General features: G+C 62.0%; 6 protein-coding genes. 1 reads left to right on the top strand and 5 read right to left on the bottom strand.

Annotated features, from left to right (window positions below; all coding sequences use genetic code 11):
• Position 1: 1 nt before the first annotated feature.
• Genes A7D16_RS16680 through A7D16_RS16695 form a run of 5 tightly spaced genes read right to left on the bottom strand, consistent with a single transcriptional unit; the run spans position 2 to position 3,832 of the window.
• Positions 2 to 598: a cytochrome c oxidase assembly protein gene (locus A7D16_RS16680; RefSeq protein WP_064634402.1), complete on the bottom strand. Its 597-nt coding sequence runs from the start codon at positions 596 to 598 to the stop codon at positions 2 to 4.
• Positions 595 to 768 (bottom strand): hypothetical protein, encoded by a 174-nt coding sequence (locus A7D16_RS23805; protein ID WP_010374673.1) that lies wholly within the window; start codon positions 766 to 768, stop codon positions 595 to 597. Before A7D16_RS23805 ends, A7D16_RS16680 begins: the two co-directional genes overlap by 4 nt.
• Entirely contained in the window at positions 749 to 2,353 is a 1,605-nt protein-coding gene (gene ctaD, locus A7D16_RS16685; RefSeq protein ID WP_064634405.1) for a cytochrome c oxidase subunit I, read from the bottom strand. The genes A7D16_RS23805 and ctaD overlap by 20 nt, the downstream gene beginning before the upstream one ends.
• 41 nt (positions 2,354 to 2,394) lie before the next feature.
• A complete protein-coding gene (gene coxB / locus A7D16_RS16690; protein ID WP_064634406.1) occupies positions 2,395 to 3,339 on the bottom strand; it encodes a cytochrome c oxidase subunit II in 945 nt (314 codons plus the stop codon).
• Positions 3,340 to 3,355: 16 nt separating this feature from the next.
• Positions 3,356 to 3,832, bottom strand: a complete 477-nt coding sequence (locus tag A7D16_RS16695; protein WP_064634407.1) for a DUF2244 domain-containing protein — start codon at positions 3,830 to 3,832, stop codon at positions 3,356 to 3,358.
• A 279-nt stretch (positions 3,833 to 4,111) separates the two neighbouring features.
• Between A7D16_RS16695 and putA the strand changes: the two genes are divergently transcribed.
• Positions 4,112 to 7,312 (top strand): bifunctional proline dehydrogenase/L-glutamate gamma-semialdehyde dehydrogenase PutA, encoded by a 3,201-nt coding sequence (putA, locus tag A7D16_RS16700; protein ID WP_064634409.1) that lies wholly within the window; start codon positions 4,112 to 4,114, stop codon positions 7,310 to 7,312.
• Positions 7,313 to 7,719 lie beyond the last annotated feature (407 nt).

Consider the following 7,719-nt stretch of genomic DNA (forward strand, 5'->3'; position numbering starts at 1 on the left):
GTTACGGCGCCGCGCGCGGCGTTCCGGAAACGGCACTGCCCTGCAGTTCCGAGGTCAGCGCGTCGTTGCGATAAAACGTATAGGACAAGGTGATAGTGGTCACTTCCGCAGGCAATGCACGGTCCACGATGAAACGCAACGGCATGTCGCGCGTTTCCCCGGCCTGCAGCGTCTGCGCAGTGAAACAAAAGCATTCGGTCTTGTTGAAATAGCCGGACGCTCGCGCCGGCGCCACCGATGGCACCGCGCTCCCCACCACAGCGCGCTTGCTGTCATTGCGCGCAAAATACAGCGCTTCGTTGAGCTCGCCCGGCACCACGTCCATCGTCATCTGCTCGGGATGGAAGGTCCACGGCAGTTTCGAATTGACCCCGGCATCGAATTCGACGCGCACCGTGCGTTTGCCACCGCCCACCGCATTGGACGGACCTTCATGCTTACTGCCCGGTGCGCGTTCCATGCGAATCCCAAAGACCTTCTCGCACGCAATACGGTACAGCGGCACCAACGAAAAGGTCAGCACGAAAACGCCCAGCACCACGCCCAACAGCTTGAACAAGCCAGCGGTCGGCGCATGCGTGGGCGCGCGCGCAGTCATCGGCCGATAACGCCCGAGGCAATGAAGCCGGCATAGATGAGCAACGCAATGATGCCCACCGTGATTGCGGTGCGGCGTACTGCGCGACGCTGCTGCGCCTGCCGCTCGGCGGCGGAAAGGAGCCGCGTCACCGCTGGCTCCGATGCCGACTCAGTGACCGATGTCTTCATGCGCAAGATCTCCAGGCTTGATGACAGGCGGTACGGTGAAGGTGTGCGCGGGCGCAGGCGACGGCACTGTCCATTCCAGGCCCTTGGCACCCTCCCAGGCGCGTGCGTCTGCCCTGGCGCCACTACGCAGAGATGACAACAGGATTGCAGCCATCAGGAATGGCGTGGCAAACATGCCAAACGCACCGATCGAGCTGATCAAGTTCCAGTCGGCGAACACCACGTTGTAGTCGGGGATACGTCGCGGCATGCCAGCCAGGCCGAGGAAGTGCTGCGGGAAAAACAGCAGGTTGACGAAGATCATCGTCCACCAGAAATGGAACTTGGCCCAGGCCTCGTTGTACATTCGCCCGGTCCACTTGGGCCACCAGTAATACACCGCGGCAATCAACGCAAATACCGCGCCGGTGACCAGCACATAATGGAAATGCGCGACCACAAAATAGGTATCGTGGTATTGGAAGTCGGCCGGCACGATCGCCAGCATCAGACCGGAAAAACCGCCGATGCTGAAAAGGATTACGAACGCCACTGCCCACAACATCGGCGACTCGAACGTCAGCGAGCCCTTCCACATCGTGCTGACCCAGTTGAACACCTTCACTCCGGTCGGGATGGAGATCAGCATCGTGGCAAACATGAAGTAGATTTCGCCACCGAGCGGCATGCCCACGGTGAACATGTGGTGCGCCCACACGATGAAACTCAAAAATGCGATCGCCGCGATCGCATAGACCATCGCCTGGTACCCGAACAGCGGCTTGCGGCTGAAGGTTGGAATGATTTCGCTGACTACGCCGAACGCCGGCAGGATCATGATGTAGACCTCCGGATGCCCGAAGAACCAGAAGATGTGCTGGTACATCACCGGGTCGCCGCCGCCGGCCGCGTTGAAGAAGCTGGTGCCGAAGAACTTGTCGGTCAGCAACATCGTGACCGCACCGGCCAGCACCGGCATCACCGCGATCAACAGAAACGCGGTGATCAGCCAGGCCCAGCAGAAGATCGGCATCTTCAATAGATCAATGCCCGGCGCACGCATGTTGAGCACGGTGGCGATGATGTTGATCGCACCCATGATCGAACTGACGCCAGCGACATGGATCGCAAACACGCTGAAGGCCACGTTGTAGCCGCCCTGTAACGACAGCGGCGGGTACAGCGTCCAGCCACTGGCCGGCGCACCGCCGGGCAGAAACAGCGTCAGCAACAGCAAGGTGAACGCGGCCGGCAGCAGCCAGAACGACCAGTTATTCATACGTGGCAGCGCCATGTCGGGCGCGCCGATCTGCAGCGGAATCATCCAGTTCGCCAAACCGACGAAGGCCGGCATCACCCCACCGAAGATCATCACCAGCGCATGCACGGTGGTCATCTGGTTAAAGAATTCGGGTTTGACGAACTGCAGGCCCGGCTGCATGAGCTCAGCGCGGATCACCACGCTCATCGCCGCGCCGATGATGAACATCACGAAGGAGAACAGCAGATACAGCGTGCCGATGTCCTTGTGATTGGTCGAAAAGAACCAGCGCTCGACGAAGCCGGGCTGGTGGTGTCCGTGGTGATCGACTGCGGTATGCGCCATGACGGAACGACCTCTGCGAAGCGATGCGGTTGCGAGCGGTGTTAGAGAGCGGCGGTCGGTGCGGCAGCTTGAGCCGGCGGTGCAGCCTCACCTGCGGGCACTGTCGCTGGCGCAGCCGTTGCGGAAGCTGCCGCCGGCGATGCCGAGGACGTGGTGCCTGCTCCACTGCGACGCGACGCCAGCCAACGCTGGAATTCGGCCTTGGGCAGTGCCTCCACCACAATGGGCATGAAGCCATGATCCTTGCCGCACAACTCGGCGCATTGCCCGCGATACACGCCCGGCTGCTCGATGTTGGTCCACGCCTCGTTGACGATGCCGGGGATCGCATCCTGCTTCCAACCCAGCGCAGGCACCCACCAGGCGTGAATCACGTCATCGGCGGTAATCACGAAACGGATCTTGGTATTGACCGGCAACACCAGGCGATTATCGACGTCGAGCAGATAATGCGGTTGCGATACCACGCTGGGGCGTTCGCCGCTCTGCCGGATGCGGTCCGACTCGCGCGCCAGGCGGCTGGTGAATTCCACCCCCTGGCCTAGATATTCGTACTTCCACATCCACTGGTAGCCGGTGACCTTGACGGTCATTTCCGACTCGCGAGTGTCGTACATCGCAATCAGCTTGGCCGTCGCCGGCCATGCCATCGCAATCAGCACCAACACTGGAATCACCGTCCACAGCACTTCGGCACGCGTGTTGTGGCTGAACTGTGCAGCCACCGCGCCCTTGGACTTGCGGAACTTGAAGATTGCATAGCCCATCGCCCCGAACACCAGCGCACCGATCACCACGCAGACCCACAGCGCCGCCATGTGCGCCTCGTAGGCCATGCGCGCGGTCTGGGTGACGCCGCGGCCCATGTTGAGCTGCCATTCCTTGGGATCGGCCGATTGCGCCCACACGACCGGAGGGCCGACCAGCGCTGTCATCGCCAGGCCCAATCGTGTGTACGTCGACTTCCAGCTGCTGCGTTGCGTCATTGCCTAGACCCTTACGTCATCGGTGACGGCCATTGGCGGCCGCGAGCAAGCGTTTCAGCGTAGTCGCCAGTTCCACACGTTCGGCCGGCCCGAGAAAACTTCCGATCTCGATCTGCTTGCCGCTGCTAACCAGCAACACCCTGTCGTCGCGTTCCATGCAAAGCCGCACCCAGTGCGGATGTGCCTGAAACGCTGGTGGCGCATGCCCGGACGGGAACACCTCAACGGCGGTCTCCCCCACCCGGATCGCTTCTTCGCGTTCGCCACTTCGCCATAACTGCCGTAGCGCCAGCGCCACCACACCACTGTGCAAAAGGGCGAACACCGGCGCGAATGCATTGCCGGTCCACCACCCCAGGCCCGCAAATAACCACATCATTCCTGCAAGGACCGCAAACAACAGGACGAATTGCCTGGCCGACAGTGCCCGCGGAGGCCGCAACCGTAACTGCGTCCCAACCCCTTCGGACATCAACGGCAGCACTTCGATCATTGGCAACACGCAGAGCACTGCGGGAACAACCCGATGGTAGACCCGCGCGAACGCATGCGGCAAGCGTTTCCGCCGATCGGAAATTTGCTGCAGTGCAGCTAAAACCGTGTGGAAATCAATCACTTCACCCAAACCGGCCGAGCGGGCCTGCCCTCGAACACGTCCGCCATCACCTGCCCGGGCCATCTGCACAAAACGGCGGGAAAACTGCCGCTTCCGCACAAGTGTGCCGGGGCTCCCGCTCTCTAGAATGCGCAAGGATTCCCAGGCACCTTTCGCATGAACGCTCAGCTCGACCCGCTTGCCTCCACCTCGGTTGCGCGCCCGCTCCTGGCGCCCGAACTGCCCGCCGCACCCGGCGCATTGCGTGCGGCCATCACTGCCGCCTGGCTCAAGGACGAAACCGAGCAGGTGCGAGAGTTGCTCGATCAGGCACGCCTGCCCGCCGCCGAACAGGCCAAGGTGCAAGCGGTCGCGGCCGATCTGGTGACCCGTGTGCGTGCACGCGCGCAGGACCAGGGCGCCATCGAAGCCTTCATGCGCCAGTACGACCTGGGCAGCGAAGAAGGTGTGCTGCTGATGTGCGTGGCCGAGGCGCTGCTGCGTATTCCCGACCAAGACACCGCCGACAAGCTGATCCGCGACAAGCTCGGCGATGCGGACTGGAAAAAGCACATGGGCGGCAGCGATTCGGTGCTGGTCAATGCATCGACCTGGGGCCTGATGCTCACCGGCAGGCTGGTGCAGCTCAACGACCTCACCCGCGCCGATGTGCCCGGTGCGTTCAAGCGCCTGATCGGCCGCGTCGGCGAACCGGTGATTCGTCTGGCGGTGCGCCAGGCGATGAAGATCATGGGCCACCAGTTCGTCATGGGCCGCACCATCGGCGAGGCGCTGTCGCGCTCGCGCAAGGGCGACAACGCCAACTACCGTTATTCGTTCGACATGCTCGGCGAAGGCGCGCTCACCATGAAGGATGCGCAGCGCTACCTGCAGGCCTATCGCGATGCGATCCATGCAATCGGCCGCAGCGGCAGCTTCGTGGGTACCGATGTCTTTGCAGCGCCCAGTATTTCCATCAAGTTGTCGGCGCTGTATCCGCGTTACGAGCACGCCAAGCGCGCGCGCGTGATGGCCGAGCTGGTGCCCGGCGTGCTGGAGCTTGCCCAGTTGGCCAAGTCGTATGGCATCGGCTACACCGTCGACGCCGAAGAGGCGGATCGTCTGGAATTGTCGCTGGACATCATCGAAGCCACTTTCTCCGATCCGTCGCTGGACGGATGGGAAGGCTACGGTCTGGCCGTGCAGGCGTATCAAAAACGCGCGCCGTACACGATCGATTTTCTTGCCGATCTCGCGCGCCGTGTCGGGCGGCGCATTCCGCTGCGTCTGGTCAAAGGCGCGTACTGGGACGCGGAGATCAAGCGCGCACAGATCGAAGGACACCCAGGCTATCCGGTGTTTACCCGCAAGCAGAATACCGACGTCTCGTATCTGGCCTGCGCACGTCGCATGTTCGCGCACAACGATGTGCTTTACCCGATGTTTGCCACGCACAACGCGCAGACCATTGCGGCGGTGCGTGCGATTGCTGCAGGCAAGACCTACGAGCACCAGAAGCTGCACGGCATGGGCGATGACCTGTATGCCGAAGTGATTCCGGCCGATCGTCTCGGCCTGCCGTGCCGCGTGTACGCACCGGTTGGCTCGCACGAAGATCTGCTGCCGTATCTGGTGCGTCGCCTGCTTGAGAACGGTGCCAATTCCAGCTTCGTCAACCGCATCACCGATGAGGATGTCGTTATCGAAGACCTCATCCGAGACCCGGTCGAGGCAGTGTCGTCGTTTACCTCCATCCCGCACCCCAAGATTCCACTGCCAGCCGATTTGCTGCGTAGTCAGAACCAGCACAGGAAAAACTCCATGGGCGCCAATCTCGCCAACGACAACGATCTGCGCCAGCTGGCCGAGCAGCTCAACGCGGCCATCAAACCGTGGAAGGCCACGCCCTTGGTTCCGGGTGCGTTGATCGGCACCCCCAGCCAGGCGGTACTGAATCCGGCGGATCGCCGCGAAACGGTTGGGCACTGGCAGCCGGCCGATACCGACACCGTGCAGAAGTCCCTGGCAAGCGCTGCGGCCGCGCAGCCGGCCTGGAACCGCACCCCCGCAGCCAGCCGCGCCACCATCCTGGAGCATGCAGCCGATCTGCTCGAAGCACGCATGCCCGAGTTCATGGCGATTTGCGTCAAGGAAGCCGGCAAGACGTTGCCCGATGCAGTAGCCGAAGTCCGCGAGGCGGTCGATTTCCTGCGTTATTACGCCAACCAGGCACGCGCGCAGTTCGGTGCTCCAGAGCGTCTGCCTGGGCCGACCGGCGAGTCCAACGAACTGCAGCTGCACGGCCGCGGCGTCTTCGTGTGCATCAGCCCGTGGAATTTCCCGCTGGCGATCTTTTTAGGTCAGGTCGCCGCTGCGCTCGCTGCCGGCAACAGCGTCATCGCCAAGCCGGCCGAGCAGACCAACCTGATCGGCTACGCTGCAGTGAAGCTGTTGCATGACGCTGGCGTTCCCGAAGCCGCGCTGCAGTTCCTCCCCGGCGACGGTGCCACGGTCGGCGCTGCGCTGACCAACGACCCACGCGTTGCCGGCGTCGCGTTTACCGGCTCCACCGGTACCGCACGCATCATCAACCGTACGCTGGCGTCGCGCGATGCGGCCATCGGCGTATTGATTGCCGAAACCGGTGGCCAGAACGCCTTCGTTGCCGACTCGTCCTCATTGCCGGAAGCAGTGGTCAAAGACGCAATTTCCAGCGCCTTCATGTCGGCTGGCCAACGCTGCTCGGCCGCGCGCGTGCTGTTTGTCCAGGACGACATCGCCGACAAGGTCATGACCATGCTTGCCGGCGCAATGAACGAACTGAAGATCGGTGACCCGAGCTTGTTGTCCACGGATGTTGGCCCCGTGATCGACGCCCATGCACTCAAGATACTCGACGATCATGCGGTGCGCATGGACCGCGAAGCACGCTTGATCGGGGGTACCACGCTGGACAGCACCACCGCGCATGGCAGCTTCTTCGCCCCACGCGCCTACGAACTGACATCGCTGGCACAACTTCAGCGCGAAATTTTTGGACCGGTCCTGCACGTGATTCGCTGGAAAGCCGATCAGCTCGATGCTGTCATCGACCAGATCAACGCGACCGGGTATGGCCTCACCTTAGGAGTCCACTCGCGTATTGATGAGACCATCGACCGCATCACCTCGCGCGTGGCTGTCGGTAACGTCTACGTCAATCGCAACCAGATTGGTGCGGTCGTCGGCGTCCAACCCTTTGGCGGTCAAGGCCTGTCCGGCACCGGCCCTAAAGCTGGCGGCCCGCATTACCTGCTGCGCTTCGCGACCGAGAAGGTCGTCACCGTCAACACCACCGCGGCAGGCGGCAACGCATCTCTGCTGACGTTGGGTGATTGATGTTTGGTAGCTGACGTTGGGTGACCGATCCCGTCTGCGGTCCGCAGCTAGATCGCACTATCTGGCCAACAAAACCCCGCGAAGGCGGGGTTTTTTGTTGGATAAGTGCATGGCCTAGTAGTGCGACAAGGCATTAGATACCGGCATGGCTGCCCAAGTCGCTTATCCACTTGCCATCGCATATGACCCGCTCTCGGCTGCCGTCTGCATCATGGCAGCGAGATGTGGGGCGATGCTCCGACTACTTAGTTATTTGCCAGCGCGCTGGCTTTTTAGTCTGCCACCACTTGTGAGTCAGCTGTTTGCAGCCTTGCGGAGCAACCCAGTACTTGCAAGCGTCTTGGTTTTCTCAAATTGCAGGCAAAAAGAAACCCTCCATCCTGTTGGATAGAGGGTTTCGGGTAAAG

The sequence above is a fragment of the Xanthomonas nasturtii genome, from assembly GCF_001660815.1.
GTDB lineage: Bacteria > Pseudomonadota > Gammaproteobacteria > Xanthomonadales > Xanthomonadaceae > Xanthomonas > Xanthomonas nasturtii.